Raw genomic sequence first — 21537 nt, 5'->3', positions numbered from 1 at the left:
GGGGCTGTTCATGGACTGTTGCTTGTTCTTTGTTCAGTCGCGGGTCACGCCGCTGCGGAGACGCGCGCCAGTTCGGCCACGCGGGCCGCTGTCCGCTTACCCATGCGGACTGCGCCGTCCACGTGCTGGTAGCCTTCGGCCGCGAGGTCGGAGGATGACCAGTAAATGGGCCCCACGGGCCGGTGCTGGTCCTTGCCGTAGCGATGCAGGCCACCGAGGTCGTAGCTGGAGGCATACGCCCCGCGGGTCCATTCCTCGGAACCCCAGTCCGATTCGTAATAGACCTCAGGCTTGAGGGCTTGCTCGCCGAGGAATCCGGCAATGGATTCCAAGATGGCGCTCCGGCGGTCCTCCGCGCTCAGCTCGAACACGGCGTCGGCCTTTTCGTCTGAGACGAAGCCCACCAGCGTCCCGCGGGAATCGCCGTGGTTGGTGTTGTCGTAGACCTCCTGCACCAGGGCGTCCGCACCGAAACAGGTGCCCGAGAGGCCGTTCTCGCGCCAGAACGGCGTGCCGTAGACGGCATGGACCTTGATGACCAGGCCCAGGGACTGGTGCTGGTGCATCTGGTGCTGGCGTCGCGGCAGCGGGGGGTTGAAGGAAACGCGGGAGTACAGGTTCGGGGGCACAGCCATGATCACGTAGCGGGCGTTGACCGTTGCGCGGTCGGAAATCACCCTGACGCGGGTGCCGCCGTCGGCGTTTTCCTCCCAATCGATGCTGCGCACGGGACTGTTAAGTATGACGTCGCCGCCGAGCTGCTGCGCCTGCAGCAGGGAAACCTGCTGCATCCCGCCGACAACCCGCCTGTCCAGGATGAAGTCTTCATCCGTCAGGTGGCTGAAGGAACCGGCCGATACGGCCATCAGGACGGCCTGAAGCGCGGAAAACGCGTGCGCGGGCTTGGTCAGCATGCCGCCGGCAATGAACAGTCCGATATTGTTGCACGCTTCTTCGTCCGGCGAGTTGGCACGGAGCCAGTGGTGGAAAGAGACGGTGTCCAGCTCGCGCGCCCTGGGGTGCGCCCAGGGCTCGGCGGGGCCGATTTCCGCCGCCAGCCCGTCCAGCAGGCCAATCAGCTTGTCCATTTCGGCGGCCGTGGTGTCGCTGACGGGGAAGGAATCTCCGCTGTAGCGCGTTTTCTTGCCGTCGGCGCCGATGTAGACCGATTCTCCTTCGCGGTAGCGGGAGTAGGTTTCCAGGCCCAGCTCGTCCAGGAGTTCCAGGAGGGCCGTTTGGTCCGGCGAGACCCACTGGCCGCCGATTTCCAGCATGGCGCCGTCTATGGTGTCCGTCCACGTGCGGCCGCCAACACGGTCCCGCGCCTCCAGCACGGCGACGCTGAGTCCGGCCTTTTTCAATTCGCGTGCCGCCGTGAGGCCCGAGGGGCCAGCGCCTACGACGACGACGTCGCGGTCAAGTTCCAACATGATGTCCTCTCCGTGGCCGCTGGAGTGATGCGGGCCACTAAATGAATGCCATTCATTTAGGATGACTATAGCGGTTCCATCCCCGTCCCGGAAGAGGTAAATGGAATAATGCTGGGGACCCCGCCAGGAGAAAGGCCGACGATGCCGGCAGCCGATCGCCCCACCACGGATTCCCAGCTGCCCCAGACGACTGCGCGACGCCGGGTGGGCAGGCCCGCTGCAGCGGTACTGGATCAGGGTGTCATTACCTCAGCGGCTCTGGTCCTTATCGGGAAGAGTGGCTATGACGGGCTCACCATGGCCGCGTTGGCACGCTCGCTAAACGTGGCGCCGTCGGCCCTTTACAACCATGTTGAATCCAAACGGGACGTACTGCTCCTGGTCGAGGACCACCTCACCGCACTGGTGGACGTCACGGCATTCAGCAGTGAGCCCTGGGACGAGGCGGTGCGCCAGTGGGCCTGGAGTTACCGGGACGTCTTCTCCAAACACACGCCACTAATTCCCGTCATCGCCGTCCTGCCTGTCACGGACGCGCCGCAGACCCTGGCCATGTACGAGGCCGTGAGTGCCGGCTTCCGGCAGGCCGGTTTTCCGCAGGACCGCATCATCTCCGCAATCGTGGCGCTCGAATCGTTCATCTTCGGCTCGGCTTATGACGTCACGGCTCCTGCGGACATTTTCGACTCCGGCAGCATGGCCGAAGCCACCCCAAATTTCACCGGGGCGGTGCGGAGCCTGGCGGACCAGGGATATGAGAAGCCCGCGGACGTGGCGTTCAGCCTGGGCCTGGAGGCCCTCATTTCCGGGTTGGGAGCGCTCCGGAGGTAACAGGCGACGCCGGGCATCGAAACTGAGCCGGAGCCTCCTGGGTTCATTCGGCCGGGCGCCACCGGGTTGAGGAAGCAGCTGTGATGCATGACCAGGGTTAACGCACAGGAACCCCGGTCCGAAGACCGGGGTTCCTTGTAATTGCGTGCGCGAGGGGGGATTTGAACCCCCACGCCCTTTCGGACACTGGCACCTGAAGCCAGCGCGTCTGCCGTTCCGCCACTCGCGCGCAACTTCTTTCACGTGCAATCAGCCCGATTTCGCGGACCAGCAACCTCGTAAAAGCAGCGAGATCAAGCATAACGGACAATCCCGGCAAAACACCAATCGGGCCATTTCGGTGTCCCCGCACGGCCTTGCGCCACCCCCGCTTGGACATCTTCGCAGCCACGCCGGGCGCGCGGAAAAGTTGTCCGGTGGCGCGTCCGCTGAGAACTATTCTGTCCGCCCCGGCGGTGCGCGTTAAGGTCATTCCCAGCCGTGCCCAGTAGTATCTGATGTAGGAGTGCCCGTGCCCGGCGGGCTCCAGAGCGTGTTCGTATGCGTGTTGTATCGGGTGTTGTGACAAGTGTTGTGAACCGAGTTCCAAAACGTGTGCTGCCCGCAGCCGTCAGGAAAGGAGAGTGACCATGGGATTGCTGGACAAAGTCGAGCGCGGCATCGAAAAGGCTGTCCGAGGTGTCTTCTCCACCGGTTCACGCGCCCAGGTGGAACCTGTCGAGATTGCAAGCCGGTTGCGGCGGGAGGTGGACCACAAGGCCGTCACCATCGCCGCCGGCCGCACCCTGGCCCCCAATGTTTTTGATGTTCACCTCAGCGACGACGACTTCCGGCGCGCACAGGAATGGGGCACGCCGCTGGCTGAAGAGCTGTGCGACGTGGTTATCAACCACGTCCGCAGCCAGGGCTACACGCTCCAGGGTCCGGTCAGGATTTCCTTCCGGCGCGACGAAGCAGTGCGTGCCGGCGACTTTGAAATCACATCCAAAACCGAGAAGAAAGCCTCGGGCGCACCTGCCCAGCCCTCTCCCCGCAACAATGTGCCAGCGGCTCCCAGCAGGCAGCCAGTGCGGCTTCAACCAGTCCTGGACATCGATGGCCAGCGTTACTCCCTGAATGCCCCGTCCATCGTGCTGGGACGTTCCTCGGAAGCGGACATCCTGGTGGATGACACCGGGGTTTCCCGCCGCCACCTTGAAATCCGCACCACGGACGGCATCACGCAGGCAGTCGATCTCGGATCCACCAACGGCAGCTACGTCAACGGACACAAGGTTGCCGGCAGCGTGGATCTGACCGACGGCTCCACCATCACGATGGGACGGACCAAAATCATCTTCCGACTACTGCCCTCCGGCACTGGTGGCCGCCCGTGAGCGAACTGACCATCACAGCCCTGCGGTTTGGATTCCTTATCCTGCTGTGGGTCCTCATCTTCAGCATTGTCTCTGCCATGCGTAGGGATTTGATGATCGGACGCAAGGCAGCCACTGGCGCCCCCACCGCCCGCCAAGTGCGCAAGCACCCGGAGCTGGCCGAAGCGGCACCCGCTCCCGTAAGGCAGCAGGCCCACCAGCTCGTGGTCACGGAAGGGCCCCTCAAAGGTCACAGCATCCCCCTCGCAGACAGCCCCATCCTGTTGGGCCGCGCGCAGGAGGCCACGATCGTTCTTGAGGACGACTACGCCTCCGGCCGGCACGCCAGGCTGTTTCCGCAGGGTAGCCGCTGGTTCATTGAGGATCTCGGCTCGACTAATGGCACGTACCTGGCCAATCAGCAGCTCACCAGGGCACTGCCGGTGGAGCTCGGTGTCCCCGTGAGAATCGGCAAGACGGTCATCGAATTGAGGCCGTAGCCGTGGCCGTGCCCGAGATTCCCGCAGAGAAGGCCGAGGCCTCGAAGCGGCCGCTCATCCTGCGCTATGCCGCACGCTCCGACGTGGGACGTATCCGCGCCAAGAATGACGACTCCGCATATGTGGGCCGCCACCTCGCCGTTGTTGCCGACGGAATGGGTGGCCATGCGGGCGGTGACGTTGCCTCGGCGGCGACGGTGCTGGACATGCTCCACCTCGACCACGGAGACTACGACGGCGACGCCGGGACCGTCCTTGCGGATGAAATTCAGACGGCCAACTCCCTGCTGTCAGAGCTGGTCCACATCAACCCCAAGCTTGCCGGCATGGGCACCACCGTTACGGCCCTGCTCCTGGCCGAAGGGAAGCTTCATTTCGCCCATATCGGCGACTCCCGGGCCTACAGGCTGCGCAACGGCGAATTCAAGCAGATCAGCGTCGACCACACGTTCGTCCAAAGGCTCATTGACGAGGGGCGCCTGCGCCCCGAGGAGGCGGAAACCCATCCGCACAAGAACGTCCTGATGCGGGTCCTCGGGGATGTCGATGCCAGCCCCGAACTCGATCTGGCCACCCTTGACGTGGAGCCTGGCGAACGATGGCTGCTCTGCTCGGACGGCCTGAACTACGTGGCGGGCCATGTGGTGGAACGAACGGTCCGCGAAACCAAGGATCTGCGTGAATGCGTGGAAAAACTTGTGGACCTTACCCTTGAGGCCGGCGCACCGGACAACGTCACGGTCGTCATGCTTGAAATCGCTGAACAGACTCCTGACGACGTCCGCACAGCCGCCGTCGGAATCGTGGAGCCGGACGCATCTGCCCACGGGGATAAGGCCACGGCTGCGGACGAAAAGCCCACACCCGCCGCATCCGCGACTGTGGACACGGCGGGTGCGACGGCCGAAGGTGCCGCCCCCGCTTCGACGGACGGCGAGGCAGCCGCGCCTCCGGCAAGACACGGTGAACCGGCGGCCACCACTGATCCCCACCTCGGTGAGCATCTGTCCGCAGCCGTCCTGCGCGAGGAGCTCTCAACCCGTCCGCATGAGCTCGTGGGTGCGGCAGCGGCGGCAGCCGAATCAGGCTCCATTCCCACCATTGCCGGGCGCACAGTAGCCCGTCGGGCGGCCACTGTCCTCACCCACAAATCCAACCAGGACCGTGAGGAGACCGATGAGTACAAAGCCGCGGCCAAGCCGCGTCGCTGGGTCACCTTGGTCACTGCCGCCGCGATCCTGGTGGTCCTTGGCATCGGTCTGTGGCTTGGATACGCGTGGACCCAGACGCGCTACTACATCGGCGAATACGATCAGCGCGTGGCCATCTACAACGGCGTGTCACAGCGGCTCGGCCCCATACAGCTCTCCACCCTGGAAACGGTGACAGACATCCGGATGTCAGACCTCCCCGAGTTCTCACAGCAGCGCGTGCGCCAGACTGTCCCGGCCCGCGACCTCTACGATGCGCAGCGCATCGTCAAGAACCTCGAACGCACCGGCACCACAGCCCCCTCTGACGAATGCCTCACACCGTCCGCGGGAGCGACGCCGCCCCCGGCGTCGGCGTCGGGCGCGCCACCGGCACCCAGTGCCGCTGCCTCTCCCACGGGAACTCCGCAGCCGTCCGCTTCGCCCGGCAAATCCGCGGGCACCTGCGAGGAATCCAAATGACACAGATCGACAACACCCCCAAGCCCCGACGCAACGTTGAGCTTGCGCTGCTGCTCCTTGCCCTCGCAGTGGGAATCGGGGCCAACGCCCTGGTTGGAGTGGATCAGGAGAAGGCGTTCGACTCCGACTTCTGGTTCCAGTCGAGCCTGCTGGCCGCCGCCGCATTGGCGTTTCACGTGGTGCTCCGCGTCAGAGCGAAATATGCCGATCCAGTTATACTTCCCCTCGTGGTGGCGTTGAACGGTCTCGGCCTGGCTATGATTCACCGCTTGGACCGCGTGGGCGAGGACACCGGCAATAATCAGCTCCGGTGGACCCTGGTGGCGATGGCAGTGGCCATCGTGGTGATCTGGTTCCTCAAGGACCACCGGATCCTCCGCCGCTTCACATACATTTCACTGGCCGTCAGCGCCGTGCTCATGGTTCTGCCGCTCGTCCCTGGCATCTCTGCCGGAGAAATCCTGGGGGCAAGCGTCTGGATAAAGATCGGTTCCATGACGTTCCAGCCGGGTGAGGTCGCCAAAATCACCTTGGCCATCTTCTTCGCCGGATATCTATCGTCCAACCGCGATCTCATCCTGCTGGCCGGCCGGAAGGTCGGCCCCCTGCAGTTCCCCCGTTTCAAGGACATGGGGCCCATGATCACGGCATGGCTGGTGAGCATCGGTGTGTTGGTCTTCCAGCGGGACCTTGGCTCTTCCATTCTGTTCTTCGGGCTGTTCCTGGTGATGATCTACGTCGCCACGAGCCGTATCAGCTGGGTGATCATCGGTGTCCTGCTGATGGCTGGCGGCAGCTTCGTGGCCGCCAAGGTGTTCTCCCATGTGGCGCTCCGCATCGATGGCTGGATCAACGCCTTCACCCCTGAGGTGTACGGGCGTGAGTTCGGCGGCAGCCTTCAGATCGTGGAGGGTCTCTTCGGCATGGCCAACGGCGGCCTTGTGGGCACGGGACTGGGCCAGGGCCGGCCGAACCTGGTTCCCTTCGCCAACAGCGACATGATTGTCGCCTCCTTCGGCGAGGAACTTGGCCTGATCGGGCTCTTCGCCATCGTCCTGATGTACCTGTTGCTGGTGACACGCGGTTTCCGTGCGGCCCTGGGCACGCGGGACGCCTTTGGAAAGCTTCTGGCGTGCGGCCTGTCCTTCGCGATCGCCCTGCAGTGCTTCGTGGTGATCGGTGGCGTCACCCGCCTTATCCCGCTCACCGGACTCACCACCCCGTTCCTGGCCGCGGGCGGTTCGTCCTTGCTGGCAAACTGGATCATCGTGGGTTTGCTGCTGATGATTTCCCACACTGCGCGTGGACCGGTGGACACCACGCCGCTGCCGCCCGGGCACGGACAGGACGAGAAAAAGCAGGCCCCCGCCGAGCCTCCCCGTCCGGCCGGCCAATCCTCCCGCAATGCCGCCCCCGCGCGGCCCGATGCTCCTACTGAAGCGGTGAATCACCTGTGAACCATGCTATTCGGAACTCATGGATCGCCGCAGTGGCCATGTTCGCCCTGATCTTCGGAGCGCTCAGTTATGTCCAGGTGGTCGGCGCCGACGAATTACAGGCCAACGCGTGGAACAAGCGCGCCATCCTGCAAAACTACTGCAACGACCGCGGGGCCATCATCGTGGGCGGAACGCCCGTGGCACAGTCAGTTGCCGGCTCGGAAAGCTGCAAGTTCCAGCGGACGTACACCCAACCCGAGCTTTACGCGGGCGTCACGGGCTATTTCTCCAAGAACTACGGGTTGACCGGACTGGAACGCGCCATGGACGATCAGCTTGCCGGCAGCTCGGACCAGTTGTTCCTTGACCGTGTGGGCCAGTTGTTCCTCGGAAACCAGCCCAAAGGCGCGTCGGTGGAGCTGACGCTGGACCCCAAGATCCAAAAGCTGGCCTACGACCTGATCCCTGACGGCCAGCGGGGTTCCATTGTGGTGACCAATCCAAAAACGGGGGACATTTTGGCGATGGTGTCCAAGCCGTCCTACGATCCCAACCTGATAGCCACCCAGGATGCCGACGCCGAGGCCGCCAACTACAACGCCCTGAACAAAGTGCCAGGCATCAACCTGAACCAGTCCGTGAGCGGACCCACCGGCGCGCTCCTTGCCCCGGGCTCGGTTTTCAAACTGGTGGACACGGCTGCGGCGCTTAGCTCCGGCAAGTACAACAAGGACAGCGAACTGCCCAACCCGGCTGAGATGTCCTTCCCGGGGATCCAGTACAAGCTGCCCAACTATGCCGGCGGAAACTGCTATACGCAGAACACCGCGAGTTTCGCCTTCGCCCTGCAGCAGTCCTGCAATACGCCGTTTGCCAGCATCGCGCTGGACCTCGGCCAAAAGGCCATTGCTGCCCAGGCCGCCAAATTCGGCTTCGGCCAGGATCTTGGCGACCAGCTGAAGCTGGACTATGCCAAGAAAGCCTTCCCTGAGGAGAATCTGGACCAGGCAGGTCTGGCGCAGTCCGCCATCGGCCAGCGCGACGTCCGGGCCACCCCGTTGCAGATTGCACTGATGACGTCGGCAATCGCCAACGGCGGCGTCCAGATGCGGCCAAACCTGATCAAGGCCGTGAGGTCCCCGGATCTCCGCGTCATCAGCGAGCCGAAACCCGAGGTGCTGCGGACGTCCACCACGCCGGAGATTTCACGCCAGATCACGGAATGGATGACCAGTGTTGTCAGCAACGGCATCGCTAAGGGTGCGGCCGTTCCAGGCGTGCAGGTGGCCGGTAAGACCGGCACCGCGGAGCTTGGCACCGACGGCCTGAACAACTCATGGTTTACCGGGTTTGCCCCGGCCAATGACCCGCAGGTGGAGGTCACCATCGTCATGCAAGGCGTTGACATCACCACCGGCGCAAAGCTAACCAGTCCGAACGCGAAGAAGATTTTTGAGGCGGTGTTGAATAAGTGAGGCCTACATCGGGAATCACCCTCGGCGGGAGATTCCAGCTGACCACGCGTATTGCGATTGGCGGGATGGGAGAGGTCTGGAAAGCCAAGGACCTAATCCTTGGCCGGATCGTTGCCATCAAGGTCCTCAAAGAGGAGTACACGGGCGATCCCGGTTTCCTCCAGCGGTTCCGCGCCGAAGCCCGGCACACTGCCCTGCTGAACCATGTGGGCATTGCCAACGTCTTTGACTACGGCGAGGAAGAGGGCTCCGCCTACCTGGTCATGGAACTCGTGCCAGGACAGCCGTTGAGCAGCATCATCGAGCACGAACAGGTTCTCTCCCCGGACCGTACCCTCTCGATGATCGCCCAGACCGCGCGCGCCCTGTCTGTGGCGCACGCACAGGGCCTGGTGCACCGCGACATCAAGCCCGGCAACCTGCTCATTACTCCTGACGGCCGCGTAAAAGTGACCGACTTCGGCATCGCGCGCCTTGCCGATCAGGTTCCGCTGACCCAGACCGGCCAGGTCATGGGTACAGCTCAGTACCTTGCCCCGGAGCAGGCCACCGGCCAGACGGCCACCGGCGCCTCGGACATCTACTCGCTCGGCGTGATCGGCTATGAATGCCTCACCGGCCACCGTCCGTTCTCCGGGGAATCACAGATCGCAATCGCGCTTGCCCAGGTGAACGACGCCCCGCCGCCGCTCCCTGAGACACTTCCCACTCCTGTGCGCGCCTTGCTGATGTCCATGCTTTCCAAGGACCCCAAGAACCGTCCGGCCAACGCCATCAAGCTCTCCGAGGCCGCCGAAGCGATCCGCAGAGGCGATATTTCCGCAGCCCATGCCGCGGTTCCCGGCATGCTCCTGTTTGACGCCGCCACCGGCCCCATCACCGCTCCCGTTGACATTCCCACGGCACCCACGGGGGTCATCGAACCTGGTGCGGAAAAGGACAAATCGACGACGGCGACGTCCGCACTGCCTGTTATCGGCGCCGCCGGCGCGGCGGCCGCAGCCGGCCTCGCCGCGTCCGCGGCCGCGGCCCGCGGAGCCGGTCCGCGGGACACACTTTCACGCGCTGATGCCCTGGCGGCGGAGCGCACCTGGGAGCAGGAGGAAACCGACGAATACGAGGAACCGGTCCAGGAACCTGAACGCCGCAGACGCAGTCCGTGGACCTGGCCTTTGATTGCACTAATCCTGCTGGTGCTCTTTGCGTTGATCGGCATCATTCTTACCCAAGCGGGCATCCTGTTCCCGACGAAGGGCGCCGTCAGCAGCAGCAGCGCCAGAACAACGAGCGCCAGCCCCTCGCCGTCACCCACATCGGCGAGCCCAAGCCCCACCAGCGCTTCACCCACCCCGACACCCACACAATCGACACCGGAGACCATCAACCTGATCCCCGAGGCCTATCTGGGCCAGCCCTATAACGACGTCCGCAGCAAGCTGGTCGGCATGGGGCTTCAAGTCAATGGCGATCCAGTCTTCAACGACGCGACGCCAGGGACGGTCACCAACATCGAGCCATCCGGTCCTGTGAGTCCTGGCGCGACCATCAAGGTCACCTATTCCAAGGGCCCGGAGATGCTCTCCGTGCCCGCGATCGGGGTGGGCAGCAGCGAAGCCCAGACGCAGGCAGCGATCGAAAATGCGGGGCTGCGCTGGGTCAAGGGCGCGGACGTTGCGGGCAGCAACGGCCAGAAGGCCGGTACGTTCGTCAGTTCCGAACCTGGGGCGGGGAGCAAGGTACCTGCCGGTTCAGTGGTGACTTACCACTTGGCCATGCAACCGTCTCCGAGCTCCAGCCCCACCTCCAGCAAATAGGCCGGACCGTGGCAGACTCACCCCGTACTCCCTCGCACAGAGAGGACAGCCTTCCAGTGAACACTCAACGCGTCCTCAACGGGCGCTACGAACTCGGTGAGCTGATTGGCCGCGGCGGCATGGCGGACGTCCACCGGGGTGTGGACGCACGGTTGGGACGAACGGTGGCGATCAAACTGCTGCGCCCGGACCTTGCCCGGGATCCGCAATTCCAGGCGCGCTTCAAGCGTGAAGCCCAGGCTGTGGCCGCTTTGAACCATCCGTCCATCGTGGCCATCTACGACACCGGAGACCACGCGGTCCCGGGCGGTCCTGAGGACACCGTGAGGGTGCCCTATATTGTGATGGAGTTCGTCTCGGGCAGGACCCTCCGTGACCTAATCCGGGCCAAGGAAGTCAGCATTGACCAGGCCATAGACTTCACCCTCGGGGTTTTGTCTGCGCTCGAGTACAGCCACAAGGCCGGTATCGTCCACCGGGACATCAAGCCCGCCAACGTGATGTTTTGCGAGGATTCCAGTACCGTCAAGGTGATGGACTTCGGTATCGCCCGGGCCATGGCGGATTCCTCGGCCACAATGACCCAAACCCAGGCCGTGGTGGGAACCGCGCAGTATCTCTCGCCGGAGCAGGCCCGGGGCGAAACGGTGGACGCGCGTAGCGATCTCTATTCAGCGGCATGCCTGCTTTACGAAATGTTGACCGGCCGGCCGCCTTTCATTGGCGACAGCCCCGTTTCCGTGGCATATCAGCACGTCCGGGAGATTCCGGAGCCTGCGAGCACCTTCAATCCGGACGTGTCCCCGGCCCTGGACAGCGTCCTCGCAAAGGCGCTTCAGAAGAACCGGGCGGACCGGTTTCAGGATGCTGCGGCCTTCCGGCGTGCCCTCAGGGCTGCCCGCAACGGGGTGGCCGTTCCGGACCTTCCCGCAGGGGAAGCGCCAACCGATCCGAATGTTACGGTCCCCATGCCGGACCGGACGGTTCAGGCGACCGCTTACTCGCTCACCGGCGCCAAATTCCTTGACGACTCACCGGGCGGACGCCTCAGGACCCCCCAGGACGCCACCCTCGGCGATGACAGGGCACTGGCCGCCCAGCCCGCACCGGTCTATGAACCGTCGGAAGCTGACGAGCTGCCCTTGGGCCTCCCGCATGAGCGTGAGCGGACCCCCAGACAGAAGTCCCGGCGTCGGACCTGGATTGCCACCCTGGTGATCTTCACACTGCTGGTCCTGGCCGGCGGCGGACTGTGGCTGTATAACATGATGAACCAGCCTCCGCCGGCCGTGACCAAAATCCAGGTGCCGTCCGTTGCAGCGCTGTCCGAATCCGAAGCGTTGCAGCTGCTCTACCGCGCCAAACTCAATCCCCAGCTGAACAGGATTCCGCACGACACCATCGCCAAGGGGAGCGCCATCGGCACAGTGCCGGACGCCGGGACTCTCATGGAACCCGAATCCAAGGTGACACTCAATATCTCGGACGGCCCCAGTTCCGTAAAGATTCCCGACAACCTCCCGGGCCGTACGGAAGCGGCAGCGCGCGATGTCCTGCGCCAGGCGGGCCTGGTGGGCGCACCCACCACAACTATGGCGAACAGCAGTTCAGTGCCTGCGGGAATCGTCATCACCACCAAACCGGCACCTGGCCAGACCGTGGCGGTGGGCAGCACCGTGGAGCTCGTTGTGTCCACGGGCAAAGTGGCCATGCCGGAACTCCGTGGTCTGCCCAAGGCCGAGGCCGAGGCCGCGCTCAAGAACCTGGGACTGGCCATGCAGGTGCGGGAAGTGGAAAACTCCGAGGTTGAGCCCGGAAAGGTGACTGAACAGAGCGATCCGGTAAACGCCCTCGTGGATCAAGGCAAGACCATCAACGTCGTAGTCGCGAAAGCTCCGGCGCCCACCCCAACGCCCACCCCGACCCCGACCCCGACGCCCACCCCCACGTCCACACCGTCAGCGGGAAGGAAGGGCTCAACCGAGGGTGCCCTGGCTATGCTGGGAGGCCTGACTCCCTAGGCGCGTGGACCGCCCTGTAATGCGGAGCGTTAGTGCTGGATCAGCGGACTGAGCTTCGCGGCGCGCTCGGCTGCCCCTGTCATTCCGAGGGATTCGAGCCAGTTTCCCAGCATTTGGTATCCACCCTCGGTGAGGACAGATTCCGGGTGGAACTGGACGCCGCACAGAGGTGCCGTCCGGTGCCGCAGGCCCATAATCACGCCGTTGGCCGTCTCGGCGTTGACTTCCAGGACTTCCGGAATGGTTTCACGGACCGCGGCGAGGGAGTGGTACCGCGTGGCAGTGAAGGGGGAGGGAAGCCCGGCGAAGACGCCCGTCCCGTCGTGCTGGACCAAGGACGTCTTGCCGTGCATGAGCTCAGGGGCGTGGGTCACGGTGGCACCATAGGCCTCAGCTAACGCCTGATGCCCGAGGCAGACGCCGAACATCGGTTTGTTGTGACTGCCGCACCATTTGATCAGTTCGATGCAGACGCCCGCTTCCGCGGGGGTGCCCGGACCTGGCGAGACAAGAACGCCGTCGCGCGCTTCGGCCATTTCGATGGCCTCGGCAAGGGTGACGTCGTCGTTCCTGACCACCGTTGTCTCCGCGCCGAGTTCCTGGAGATATCCAACCAGGGTGTATACGAAGCTGTCGTAGTTGTCTACGACCAGAATCTTGGTTGTGCTCATTGTCGAGTTACTGAACCAATCGTTGAGTCGGTGAACTGGGTGAACTGTGACATCCAGGGAAAAAGGAATTGAACCATCAATACCAGCGCGCCGGCTATCAGCACCAGCGAGGTAACGATGCGGAGCCACAGCGGTCCGGGCAGGTGGCGGAAAATCCATCCGTACATCGCTTAGCCTTTCCCGAGCGCCCGTGCCACCTGAGTGGCTATCTCCGCCGGCGGCCCCGCTGATGCGGGCTGCCAGTGATCCAACACGGAGTACGCAATGATCCGTTCCTCGGAGCCGAAGCGGGGATTGCAGCTGGTCATGGTGAGGTAGCCTTCGGTCGGCGTTGCCGCAGGCTGCGTGGGGACCGGCAGCAGCACATCGGTACTGGACGGCAGCACGATCTGATTATTGCGGAAGATGTAGACGTAGTATCCGTCCCGGGTCTGGACGTAGATTTTGTCGCCCGGCACGAGGGTGTGGATGTTGTCCAGGACGGCGCCGTGGGTCTGCCGGTGGCCAGCGACGGCGAAGTTACCGATTGCGCCGGGCATCGCGGTGCCGTTGTAGTGCCCTAGACCGAGGGTGTCCAATACATCGGCTGAGGTGCCCTGAACGATGGGCCGCGTGTAGTCCGCACCAAAGCGCGGAATGTACATGATGCCTATGGTGACGCCGTGCCCCGGGGCCTCAGCCACTTTAGGGGGACCATAGTCCACGGGGGAGGTTGCGGCCGGGGCCGGAACGGGGTTGCCACCAGGTACGGCAAGATTCTGGGCGAAATCCTTAATGACTTCGCTCTGCTTGGCGTTGGATTCGACGTTGGTCCACCAAAGTTGCCACGCAACGAACAGCAGCAGCACTATCCCGACGGTCATCAGGAGTTCGCCCACCACCTGGATTACCTTGCGGATAACCGCGGCGCCTGTCGCTGGCACGGCCGCAGTCGTCTCCTTCTCCAGCAGTGCCACGTGGTCTCCTCTAGGACAGTTGGGGGAGCCGGTGCGACCTGAACTACAGCTAGAATTGGCTGCTAGTAAGAATTCAGACCTGACCAGGGGCGAATCCACCGCCGGCATCTTCCTTCTTGCAGGATATCAAGCCGCGGGGCCGCTCTTGATTCCGCCCCACCAGGAGGACCCGTGCCCGAGTCAAAGCCACGCAAGAAGAATGCCCCCGCGGCACAGCCGGCTTCTGCATCGCAGGCGTACAAGCCCAATGCGGTGTGGTTCAAGCCCGTGATGTTCGGCCTCATGATTATTGGCCTGCTGTGGATCATTACGTTTTACATCAGCGAAGGTGCCTTTCCCGTCAAGGCCTGGGAATCATGGAACATCGTGGCCGGATTCGGCATCGCCATCGCCGGGTTCCTCATGACCACCCGCTGGCGCTCCTGAGCTTTCAGCATCACTAGGTGGCTCCGGCTGCCGTTGGGGTTGTCATCGCTGGGCCCACATGAAACTCCCAGTAAATGGTGAGCAGGGCCACAGCCCAATGCGATGCTGGACTTCCCCTCCCCAACCCCTCGGTTGGCCCGCGTTTCGCGTCGTGGTTTCGGCCCTGACGGCCGGCGTCACAGTGCTTTAATCGGCAAATAGCGCAGAAGAGAGATCAGAGGATTCACATGGCCTCGGCTGACCACGGCACAATCGTGGGCGACGACGGGCTATCGCGGCCGCCCTGGGCGTCAGCGGATCCCCTGTTGCGCGAGTACTACGACACCGAATGGGGAATGCCCGTCCGCGACGAGCAGGGGTTGTATGAACGGATCACGCTGGAGGCCTTCCAAGCCGGCCTGTCGTGGGCAACGATCCTCCGCAAACGCCCGGCGTTCCGGGCGGCTTTCCACAATTTCCAGCCGGATACGGTGGCAGCGTTCACGGAAGACGATGTGGAACGGCTACTGCTCGACGCCGGCATCGTCAGAAACCGGCAGAAGATCCGGGCCGCTATTACGAATGCCAAGGCCACCATCGACCTCCGGCCCGACGGCGGGCTTGTTGATTTCGTGTGGCAGTTCCAGCCAGCGGCAACCCCCCAGCCCCTAACCCACGCGGAGATACCCACAAAATCTCCCGAATCACTGGCTCTGTCAAAGGCCCTGCGAGGCAGGGGATTCGTATTCGTTGGTGCCGTCACGATGTACGCCCTCATGGAGGCGATCGGGATGATCGACACCCATTTGCTTAACAGCCACCGGCGCGGGACCTCGGGCGTCTGGGCAGACTAGGGCCAAACGGCCCGACTTAAATGTGTGCAACGTTATCCACACTGTGGATAAGAAGAGCAGACCAGGATGCCCGTTAGGCCAGTCAGGGCCCAGCATGGCGGGCACCCACGCAAGAACTCGCATCTCATAAGTTATTAACATTGTGGATTCTCTGTGGATAACCATTGATTCTTCATGCCAAGGCCGTGGACGGGTTCAGCGTCCGACGGCCTCCGGTGCTGCCCGTCGGGGAGTCGCTCTTCGTGCCGCTTCTTCACTGCTCCTCTTCACCGGTCCTCTTCACTCCGCAGACTTATCCACTTAATAACAGTTCGCTATTCACAACTTATCCACAGATGGGGATAACTGTGCCCAAAAATCAGTAGTTTCAGCTCAGTTAGCCTTAACACGGCGGATTTGCGCCGATTCACCGAAGCTGACGATCGTTATTAACAGTGTGAATAACCTGTTGAGAAACCGCTGCGCTGCGCCGGCCACTGCCTTCAGGATCAGGAAACGGGGCCCATGCAGGCTAAATGGACCGGATGCGCGCCACCGGGAGCCCCAAGTTGTCCACTTAACCACAAGTACCGATCACAGGGTTGTCCACAGATGTGGACACCGAATCGCTTTGAGTTGCCAAAATCGCCAGCCGGTAAGGAAATGGGAGCCGGGCACAGTTGAACTACAGGCGTGTAAGTTACCAACAATGTGGATAACCCCTGTGGATAACCGTTCGCCTTCCGCCGACCCTGGCACGAAAAGACTGTTGAAGGAGTCCTCTGCGACCGTACGGAAGCTCGCCTCCTTCACCACTGGTTTGGCAAATGGGAAGAACCTCAACCCTCGGGGCAGACGCGGGAGAAGGGTACTGGGCGGCCACGGGGATCCGCCCCGGGAGGCGCGGGGCACATCGGGGAGGTACGGGGATCCGCCGCCGGAGGTACGGGCGCAGCGACGCAGCGGGAGGCGCGGGGCGCATCGGGGAGGTACGGCGATCCGCAGCGGTTGTGTGCGGGCGCAGCGGAGGGGGAACGCCTTAGGCCGTGACGACCCTGAACCAGGAGAGTGCAATGAGCAGAACGAGGACCAGCAGGAAGCCGGCAGTTTGCCAGAACCCGCGGAGGGGCCCTTTGGGAGCGTAGGCAATAGCCGCTGCGCACGCAGCACCGGTAACCAGTCCGCCGAGGTGCGCCTGCCAGGCAATCCCGGGGACGATGAAGCCGATGGCGCCGTTGATGGCGATAAGCACCCACAACTGCCTTGTATCGCCGCCGCGCTGACTTTGCACCACGAGCATGGCGCCAAACAGTCCAAAAATGGCGCCGGAGGCACCTTCGACGCCGACCGGCGGCAACATCGGAGTTAATAGCAAATAGCCCACTGAACCGCCGAGCGCGGACAGCAGATAGACGGCCAGGAAACGGATCCGTCCCAGCAGAGGCTCCAGGGCTTGGCCAAAGAGCCACAACATATACATATTGAGCACAATGTGGAGAATGAAGCCCTGGGAGTGGACGAATGCGGAGGTCAGCATCCGCCATGGTTCGAAACTGCCGTACACGGGGGCAGCGTACGCGGAGGCGAAGGCAAGCTTGTCCTCGACGGCTCCGCCTGGGATGAGCCATTGCAGCGCATACACAAGGGCGCAGGCCGCGATGATGACAATCGTCGCCAGCGGCTTGCCCGACACTACGGCGCCGCCGTAAACATTCTGTGCCGCCGGCGTCGTACGTCGCGTTTCGTTGACACAGTCAATGCATTGGAATCCGACGGCGGCCGCCCGCTGGCACTCCGGGCACGCCGGGCGCCCGCAGCGCTGGCAGCGTACATAGGAGGGCCTGTCCGGGTGCCGGGGGCACACCGGAATCTGCGCGGACGGCTCGGCCGCCGGAATTCCGTAACTCATGGTGAGGTTTTAGAGCTGTTCGATGTCGATGCTGTTAATGACAACGTCTTCGACGGGGCGATCCCCCATGCCGGTGCGGACGCCCTCGATGGCGTCAACTACCTTTTTGGATTCCTCGTCTGCCACTTCACCGAAGATGCTGTGCTTGCCTTGCAGCCAGTCCGTGGGAATGGTGGTGATGAAAAACTGCGATCCGTTGGTGCCGCGTCCCATCTGGATGCCCGCGTTGGCCATCGCCAGCTTGTACGGCTCGTTGAAGGTCAGCTCCGGGTGGATTTCGTCGTCGAACTTGTAGCCCGGCCCACCAACGCCGCGGCCCAGCGGGTCGCCGGCCTGGATCATGAAGTCCTTGATGATGCGGTGGAAGATGGTGCCGTCATACAGCGGGGTGCCGGTCTTGTCCTCACCGGTCTCCGGGTGGGTCCAGGCCTGCTCACCGGTGGCCAGGCCGATGAAGTTCTTCACGGTCTTGGGCGCGTGGTTGCCGAAGAGGTTAACTTTGATGTCGCCGAGGCTCGTGTGGATGGTTGCTTTTGCAGTCGCGATTGCAGTCATAGGCCCATTCTTTCACGGCACGTCAAAGGCCAAGGAGGCCTGCAGTGCAGTTCCGCGCTGGGTGAAATCAGCCGGAAATCGGGCGGGAGAATAGCCGGTGAAGTCCAATCCACGTAGGCTAACAAGAAAGCCGTGACATCAATCGGGAGGTAGTTGTGAAGAAATCGGATCGTATTGCCCGTGACCTTGAGCAGTCTGTAAGCACCGCAGTAGAGAATGCGAAGGATTGGGCGACCCCCCGTGTGGAAGCAGCCGTTGACTGGGCTGTGCCCCGTCTGCAGCAAGGCCTGGATACCGCTTCACCCAAGATCCAGGAAGGGCTGAAATCAGCCGCCCACAACCTGGCCGAAGGCGTGGCGACAGTAACGCCGCGAATCCAGGACGGCTTGGCCCACCTCGCTCCGAAGATCCACGACGCCGTCGAAGGCGCCACCCCGCGGCTTCATGAAGCACTGGACAAGGCGACGCCGGTCATAGCGCAGGCCCGCGACCGAGTGGTGGAGGAGTACCTCCCCAGACTTTCCGACCAGATCGGCTACGCCTCCGAGGCCGTGCACCGCACGCTCGAAAGCGCCCCGGCGCACGTGGACGCCATGGCCCAGAAGCTCGCCGACACCGGCGTGGTCCACTCCATCCAGGACCAGGCCCAGGCCGCCGGGCAGCAGCTGAAGGCCGCTGCGGCCGAAGCAACCCGCGTGGTTACCGGCGAAGCCGCCAAGCCGCAGAAGCCCAAGCACCGTGGGCTGCTGATCTTCGGCGTCATCGCCGCAGCCGTGGCCGCCGGCGTGGCCGCCTGGAAGGCATCCAAACCGGTGGAGGATCCGTGGAAGACCCCGGCGCCCGTGGTTCCCGCGCCGGCACCGTCCAGCGGCGTGAGCGACGTCAGCGCGGCCGCCAAAGAAGCGGCCGATGCCACGGCGACCGGCACGGTTGCCGCGGCGGACGAGGCCTCGGATGCCTCAGACGAAGCCGCAGAAAATGTTTCCGATGCTGAAACGAAGGTTGCCACCGACGCCAAGACCGCGGTGAAGAATATCGCTGCCGGTATCGACAACGGTGCCACCAAGGAAACTGAAAAGTAAGTTGTAGCTGTCGCCCCGCGGCGGCGTACTGGAGGGACCCAGCTTGGCGCTGGGTCCCTCCTTTGTTTTCCCACCCTTCACTTGAACACCGCGGGCGGCAGCGCCCAGGGGTGCTAAATTTGAGGTGATGTCACCCGATAGATCCTCCGAGGACTCCTCGCACGACGCTGCGCTAATGCCGGGCGTGTCCATTGTGATCCCGGCATACAACGAGGAAAGCGTCATCCGGCAGTGCCTCATCGCGGCCGTTTACCAGTCGGTGCCGGCGGCTGAGATCATCGTTGTGGACAACATGTCCAAGGACCGCACGGCCGGGATTGTCCAGCAAATGCAACTCGAATACCCGGAGAGCCCCATCATCCTGCTGAGCCAGGACCGGGACCAAGGACTGATTCCCACCCGTAATTTTGGCCTTAACCATGCCACGGGCGACATTCTGGGCCGGATTGACGCGGACTCGGTAGTGGAGCCGGATTGGGTGGAACAGGTGCAGCACGCCTTCCGTGATGAATCCGTACAGGCCGCTACAGGCCCGGTGGTCTACTACGATATGCCGATGCGCCGCTTCGGGCTGAAGGCCGATGACAAGATGCGCCAGCTGATGCTGAAGCTCGCCAAACACCAATATCATTTTCTCTTCGGCTCGAACATGGCCCTCAGGCGGTCCGCTTGGGAAGCGATACGGGAGGAGACCTGCCGTGACGAGAAGGACGAGATGCACGAGGACATCGATCTTTCGCTGCACCTCGCCGATCACGACCTGCGGGTGCAGTACTGGCCCCAAATGGTGTCGGGAATGTCCGCCCGCAGGCTCGAGGACTCCCCGCGGGATTACCGCTATTACGTCACGCGGTTTGACCGTACATACAAGGCTCACAACGTGAAGAAGATTGCCTTGAAGGCACCTATGGTGGTGTTTTTCTCGGTGTACTTCCCCGCAAAGCTGCTGCGCGCCATCCACACTGTGAATTCGGCGCAACCGGCACGCCGCGGAGGCCAGTAGGCCCTACACGCCGGCTGACCGTGCCGCGTCAGTCCGTTCCCAGCTCGGCCAGCTGTGGCGCTCCGCGCCTGGTTCGGCCGTCCCGCTGGCCTGTCACAACGACGGCGAGACCCACCAGGATCAGCCCGAGCCCGGCGTAGGTCCCCGCGGGGAGCATTTCGCCCAGGAACATGGCAGCAAGCAGAGCTGCACCCGGGATCTCCAGAAGAATAATCATGGAGACCAGCAGGGGGCTCATGGTGGCGAGCAGGTGGTTGAAGGCGGTGTGGCCCACCAGCTGGGCGCACACGGTGATGGCTAGGATGCCGGTCCAGCCCGCGCCGTCGAATCCCGCGAGCGGCTGGTTGAAAACCAAGGCAAGGGCCGCGACCACCACAGCGCACATTCCGTAGCACAGCGTCGTGTACGTCCCGGTACCCATCGTTTCCCGTGCCTTACCGCCACTGAGCGTGTACAGCCCTGCCAGGGCCCCGCCAGCCACTGCCAGGACGTCGCCCAGCAATGCGCCGGGTGAGGTGCCCATGTCGAACCCGGTAATGACCACCACGCCGCCGAACGCTGTGCCCAACCCCACCAGGACCTGCCAGCGATGCCTTGTTCCACGGAAGAGCTGAAACACGGCGATCCACGCCGATTGGAGGCATACGAGGGCCGTGGCAGCGGCTACGGAGGTGAGTTGAAGGGAGGTGATGAAGCACGCGAAGTGGAAGGCCAAGGCGACGGCGGCCACCAAGGACCAGCGGAACTCCCGGGCAGTGACACGGCCGAATTGCTTTGGATTGCGCACCAGTACCGGAGTGGCCATAACGGCGGCACCGATGGCGTTCCGCCAAAAGGCGATGGCCAGTGCGCTGACGGTGGTGGCACCGAGGGTGGCGGCGATGAGCGGCCCTGAGGAGGCCACCCCAAGGACTCCCAAGGCGGCAATGAAGAAGTTCACCGTTCCACAGTAGTAGTACCAAGGAGCGGACGCCGGACGTCAACACCGATCCTTGACCGCCGTCGGGCGCGGTGCCACTCTTAAATTCCGGTCTCGCCATCATCCAAGAAGGAGACCATCATGGCGTCAATGATCCGCATGAATATGGATAATCCGGAGGAAACACGCCCCGTCGCTGACGGGATGGGTCAGGTGGAGCTCGTCAACCTCGCGGCAGGTCCGGTGGGACGGGCCACGTTCCTGCCGGGCTGGCAGTGGTCAAAACATGTTAAGCCGATCGCCAAGACGGACAGCTGCATGGCGGCCCACGTGGGCTACACGATTTCCGGCCGCATCAAAGTGGTCATGGACAACGGAGAAGAAACTGAATTCGGTCCGGGCGACTTCGGCGTGATTCCTCCTGGCCATGACGCCTGGGTAGTGGGCGATGAACCCTACGTCTTCATCGACTGGCAGGGCATGCAGGACTACGCCAAGCCCAAGGATTAAAGAAAAATGCTCCGGACCGCGTTTCCGCGTTCCGGAGCATTTCTTATGGTGGAGGCACGGGGACTCGAACCCCGAACCCCCTGCTTGCAAAGCAGGTGCGCTACCAATTGCGCCATGCCCCCATAAGAAGCAACCCGTCAATCATACCCTAGATCC

General features: G+C 63.2%; 20 protein-coding genes and 2 tRNA genes. 13 read left to right on the top strand and 9 right to left on the bottom strand.

Features of this window, described 5'->3' with window-relative positions; genetic code table 11:
• Nucleotides 1–44 precede the first annotated feature (44 nt).
• Complete coding sequence (locus ACP4XC_RS01185) at nt 45–1430, bottom strand: flavin monoamine oxidase family protein (RefSeq protein WP_427173065.1); 1386 nt, start codon at nt 1428–1430, stop codon at nt 45–47.
• Between the two features lie 141 nt (nt 1431–1571).
• Here ACP4XC_RS01185 and ACP4XC_RS01180 point away from each other — a divergent pair, with 141 nt between their 5' ends.
• Nucleotides 1572–2261: a TetR/AcrR family transcriptional regulator gene (locus ACP4XC_RS01180; protein WP_427173064.1), complete on the top strand. Its 690-nt coding sequence runs from the start codon at nt 1572–1574 to the stop codon at nt 2259–2261.
• A gap of 146 nt (nt 2262–2407) precedes the next feature.
• Here ACP4XC_RS01180 and ACP4XC_RS01175 read toward each other — a convergent pair.
• Nucleotides 2408–2490 (bottom strand) — tRNA-Leu (locus ACP4XC_RS01175).
• A gap of 400 nt (nt 2491–2890) precedes the next feature.
• Between ACP4XC_RS01175 and ACP4XC_RS01170 the strand changes: the two genes are divergently transcribed.
• Genes ACP4XC_RS01170 through pknB form a run of 7 tightly spaced genes read left to right on the top strand, consistent with a single transcriptional unit; the run spans nt 2891 to nt 12538 of the window.
• Complete coding sequence (locus ACP4XC_RS01170) at nt 2891–3637, top strand: FhaA domain-containing protein (protein ID WP_427174974.1); 747 nt, start codon at nt 2891–2893, stop codon at nt 3635–3637.
• A complete protein-coding gene (locus tag ACP4XC_RS01165) occupies nt 3634–4116 on the top strand; it encodes an FHA domain-containing protein FhaB/FipA (protein ID WP_427173063.1) in 483 nt (160 codons plus the stop codon). Before ACP4XC_RS01170 ends, ACP4XC_RS01165 begins: the two co-directional genes overlap by 4 nt.
• A 2-nt stretch (nt 4117–4118) precedes the next feature.
• A complete protein-coding gene (locus tag ACP4XC_RS01160; RefSeq protein ID WP_427173062.1) occupies nt 4119–5789 on the top strand; it encodes a PP2C family protein-serine/threonine phosphatase in 1671 nt (556 codons plus the stop codon).
• Complete coding sequence (locus tag ACP4XC_RS01155) at nt 5786–7246, top strand: FtsW/RodA/SpoVE family cell cycle protein (RefSeq protein WP_427173061.1); 1461 nt, start codon at nt 5786–5788, stop codon at nt 7244–7246. The genes ACP4XC_RS01160 and ACP4XC_RS01155 overlap by 4 nt, the downstream gene beginning before the upstream one ends.
• A complete protein-coding gene (locus tag ACP4XC_RS01150; RefSeq protein WP_427173060.1) occupies nt 7243–8703 on the top strand; it encodes a peptidoglycan D,D-transpeptidase FtsI family protein in 1461 nt (486 codons plus the stop codon). The genes ACP4XC_RS01155 and ACP4XC_RS01150 overlap by 4 nt, the downstream gene beginning before the upstream one ends.
• Nucleotides 8700–10517 (top strand): protein kinase domain-containing protein, encoded by a 1818-nt coding sequence (locus ACP4XC_RS01145; RefSeq protein ID WP_427173059.1) that lies wholly within the window; start codon nt 8700–8702, stop codon nt 10515–10517. The genes ACP4XC_RS01150 and ACP4XC_RS01145 overlap by 4 nt, the downstream gene beginning before the upstream one ends.
• A gap of 56 nt (nt 10518–10573) precedes the next feature.
• Nucleotides 10574–12538 carry a Stk1 family PASTA domain-containing Ser/Thr kinase gene (pknB, locus tag ACP4XC_RS01140; RefSeq protein WP_427173058.1) on the top strand — a complete coding sequence of 655 codons (1965 nt, stop codon included), beginning with the start codon at nt 10574–10576 and terminating at the stop codon, nt 12536–12538.
• Nucleotides 12539–12567: 29 nt separating this feature from the next.
• Here the strand turns inward: pknB and ACP4XC_RS01135 are convergent, their stop codons facing one another.
• From ACP4XC_RS01135 to ACP4XC_RS01125, 3 genes are read right to left on the bottom strand one after another with little or no spacing between them, the layout of a single operon-like run.
• The gene (locus ACP4XC_RS01135; RefSeq protein ID WP_427173057.1) at nt 12568–13209 is read right to left on the bottom strand and encodes an aminodeoxychorismate/anthranilate synthase component II; all 642 of its coding nucleotides are present in this window, start codon (nt 13207–13209) and stop codon (nt 12568–12570) included.
• Nucleotides 13206–13376 carry a hypothetical protein gene (locus ACP4XC_RS01130; RefSeq protein ID WP_427173056.1) on the bottom strand — a complete coding sequence of 57 codons (171 nt, stop codon included), beginning with the start codon at nt 13374–13376 and terminating at the stop codon, nt 13206–13208. The genes ACP4XC_RS01135 and ACP4XC_RS01130 overlap by 4 nt, the downstream gene beginning before the upstream one ends.
• A 3-nt stretch (nt 13377–13379) precedes the next feature.
• Nucleotides 13380–14165, bottom strand: a complete 786-nt coding sequence (locus tag ACP4XC_RS01125; RefSeq protein WP_427173055.1) for a class E sortase — start codon at nt 14163–14165, stop codon at nt 13380–13382.
• Between the two features lie 171 nt (nt 14166–14336).
• On the opposite strand from ACP4XC_RS01125, the gene ACP4XC_RS01120 reads away from it, so the two are divergent.
• Nucleotides 14337–14591, top strand: coding sequence for a cell division protein CrgA (locus tag ACP4XC_RS01120; RefSeq protein ID WP_427173054.1), 255 nt, complete (start codon nt 14337–14339; stop codon nt 14589–14591).
• A 227-nt stretch (nt 14592–14818) separates the two neighbouring features.
• Nucleotides 14819–15424 carry a DNA-3-methyladenine glycosylase I gene (locus ACP4XC_RS01115; RefSeq protein ID WP_427173053.1) on the top strand — a complete coding sequence of 202 codons (606 nt, stop codon included), beginning with the start codon at nt 14819–14821 and terminating at the stop codon, nt 15422–15424.
• Between the two features lie 1018 nt (nt 15425–16442).
• Here ACP4XC_RS01115 and ACP4XC_RS01110 read toward each other — a convergent pair.
• Together ACP4XC_RS01110 and ACP4XC_RS01105 are read right to left on the bottom strand one after the other, a co-directional pair.
• Nucleotides 16443–17312, bottom strand: a complete 870-nt coding sequence (locus ACP4XC_RS01110; RefSeq protein WP_427173052.1) for a rhomboid family intramembrane serine protease — start codon at nt 17310–17312, stop codon at nt 16443–16445.
• Nucleotides 17313–17321: 9 nt separating this feature from the next.
• Nucleotides 17322–17867: a peptidylprolyl isomerase gene (locus tag ACP4XC_RS01105; RefSeq protein ID WP_427173051.1), complete on the bottom strand. Its 546-nt coding sequence runs from the start codon at nt 17865–17867 to the stop codon at nt 17322–17324.
• A gap of 155 nt (nt 17868–18022) precedes the next feature.
• Here ACP4XC_RS01105 and ACP4XC_RS01100 point away from each other — a divergent pair, with 155 nt between their 5' ends.
• Both ACP4XC_RS01100 and ACP4XC_RS01095 read left to right on the top strand, forming a co-directional pair.
• The gene (locus tag ACP4XC_RS01100; protein WP_427173050.1) at nt 18023–18949 is read left to right on the top strand and encodes a hypothetical protein; all 927 of its coding nucleotides are present in this window, start codon (nt 18023–18025) and stop codon (nt 18947–18949) included.
• A 127-nt stretch (nt 18950–19076) separates the two neighbouring features.
• Nucleotides 19077–19952, top strand: coding sequence for a glycosyltransferase (locus ACP4XC_RS01095; protein ID WP_427173049.1), 876 nt, complete (start codon nt 19077–19079; stop codon nt 19950–19952).
• A gap of 28 nt (nt 19953–19980) precedes the next feature.
• On the opposite strand, the gene ACP4XC_RS01090 is transcribed toward ACP4XC_RS01095, so the two are convergent.
• The gene (locus ACP4XC_RS01090) at nt 19981–20892 is read right to left on the bottom strand and encodes a DMT family transporter (protein ID WP_427173048.1); all 912 of its coding nucleotides are present in this window, start codon (nt 20890–20892) and stop codon (nt 19981–19983) included.
• 120 nt (nt 20893–21012) lie between these two features.
• Between ACP4XC_RS01090 and ACP4XC_RS01085 the strand changes: the two genes are divergently transcribed.
• Nucleotides 21013–21381, top strand: a complete 369-nt coding sequence (locus ACP4XC_RS01085) for a cupin domain-containing protein (protein ID WP_427173047.1) — start codon at nt 21013–21015, stop codon at nt 21379–21381.
• A gap of 46 nt (nt 21382–21427) precedes the next feature.
• Here ACP4XC_RS01085 and ACP4XC_RS01080 read toward each other — a convergent pair.
• Nucleotides 21428–21503, bottom strand: a tRNA-Ala gene (locus ACP4XC_RS01080).
• Nucleotides 21504–21537 lie beyond the last annotated feature (34 nt).

Source organism: Arthrobacter sp. 92 (assembly GCF_050260325.1).
Lineage (GTDB): Bacteria > Actinomycetota > Actinomycetes > Actinomycetales > Micrococcaceae > Arthrobacter.
Note: the sequence above shows the minus strand (reverse complement) of the source record. Positions and strands in the feature narration are given on the sequence as shown.